The following is a 1514-nucleotide window of genomic DNA, read 5'->3' as shown; positions in this document are numbered from 1 at the left end:
GCACGCAACCCCAATTTATCGCGTCTACTTCCTCGGAGCGCATGCAGGTTTTGGTTACCTCGGGGGACTCGACCCCCGCTTGCATGTACCGAGACTTGAGCAGCCGAGAGTCAGTGTACCTGCCGGCTCCGTGGCGATCGGCGGTGTCCAGACCGGTGTTATCGCTCAGACGTCGCCTAGCGGTTGGAATCTAATCGGCTCAACCGATGTGACGTTTTTCAATGTGGGTGCGACACCACCCGCGTTGCTCGCCCCGGGTGACAGGGTACGATTTCACGTTAGTCGAGTGGAAGCATGATTGAACTCTTGAAGGTTGCGCCGCTGTGCTCGGTGCAAGATGTCGGCCGATTCGGTTTTCGTCATGTTGGTGTTGGCACTTCAGGGGCAATGGACACCTTAGCCCTTCGTGTCGGGAACATTCTTGTGGGGAACGCCGAGGGCAGTGCGTCGATCGAAATTACAGTGTTTCCGTTTGTCGCTCGGTTCACAGTAGCGATGCGAGTCGCAGTGACCGGTGGTGGCTGCAGCGCTGAAGTAGAAGGCAAGCGTTATCCTCCATGGTGGTCCTTTAGCGTGAAAGCGGGCGAAACTCTGACGATTTCGCCGCCGGCCCGCGGTGCACGTGCCTATCTATCGGTATCAGGAGGCCTCGACGTGCCGGTTGTCCTAGGCTCACGAAGCACCGATCTTAAAATGGCGCTCGGTGGCTTTCAGGGGCGATGCCTAAAAAGAGGCGATGTCCTATCAATTAATGATAGGACTGATGCGGCCGCGGCCGGCGTCGCCGACAGCTTCGGTGTCTCACCTCCGCAGTGCAATTTGGGCGCGAACGAAGGCGCACCACAAGACTCGCATGGAGGGCAAGGGCAGCTAGCTCGCGTGCGCGTTGTAGCGGGACCCGAGTACGACTCGTTTTCAGAAGAAGCAACCATGCGGCTCTGGGAGGTGAATTGGCAAGTAAGCCCGACCAGTAATCGGATCGGTTATCGGCTGGAAGGCCCGGAAATGCATCTCCAACAGCCGCTCCAGATGCTTTCGCACGGAATTGTGCCTGGTGTGGTTCAAGTCCCGCCTAACGGCAAGCCGATTGTCATGATGAGCGATGCGCAGACTTCCGGCGGATACCCGAAGATCGGGGCTGTCATCGAGGCGGATTTATGGCGGCTGGCACAACTGCCGGTTGGGGGTTCGGTCCGGTTCCACAGAGTTTCGATAGAAGAAGGGATCCTCGCTGAAAAGTTGCAGGCTAAATATGTGGAGACGATACGGGCGTCGCAGTGGAGGGGGGTATGGATATAGGTGCAATCGCTGCTTTAATCGACCTCTTTAAACGCTCCGACCTGAAACAGATGACAGTGCGCGCGAAGGATTCAACGTTGGTGCTCACGCAATGCATAGACTGGAAGAAGATGGCCGAGGAGACCGTGTATTCGACGGGCACGCAAGTCACCGCAACGATGTCGAGCGCGGCGCGCACAGACTTCGTAAAAGCAAACTTTCCCGGTTTCCTTGAA

Annotated in this window: 2 protein-coding genes; both read left to right on the top strand. The window is 57.2% G+C overall.

What is annotated here, in order from left to right; translation table 11 throughout:
- Positions 1–13 precede the first annotated feature (13 nt).
- On the top strand, positions 14–298 hold the full coding sequence (locus ACFFAR_RS30800; RefSeq protein ID WP_375509181.1) for an allophanate hydrolase subunit 1: 285 nt from the start codon (positions 14–16) through the stop codon (positions 296–298).
- Entirely contained in the window at positions 295–1299 is a 1005-nt protein-coding gene (locus tag ACFFAR_RS30795) for a biotin-dependent carboxyltransferase family protein (protein ID WP_375509180.1), read from the top strand. Before ACFFAR_RS30800 ends, ACFFAR_RS30795 begins: the two co-directional genes overlap by 4 nt.
- Positions 1300–1514 lie beyond the last annotated feature (215 nt).

The sequence above is a fragment of the uncultured Caballeronia sp. genome (assembly GCF_964243625.1).
Lineage (GTDB): Bacteria > Pseudomonadota > Gammaproteobacteria > Burkholderiales > Burkholderiaceae > Caballeronia.
The sequence above is the reverse complement of the archived record's forward strand: the minus strand, read 5'-3'. Positions and strand labels throughout refer to the sequence as shown.

Coding starts and splice junctions, on each gene's coding strand:
- ACFFAR_RS30795 (WP_375509180.1), top strand. CDS start 295: ATGATTGAACTCTTGAAGGTTGCGCCGCTGTGCTCGGTGCAAGATGTC.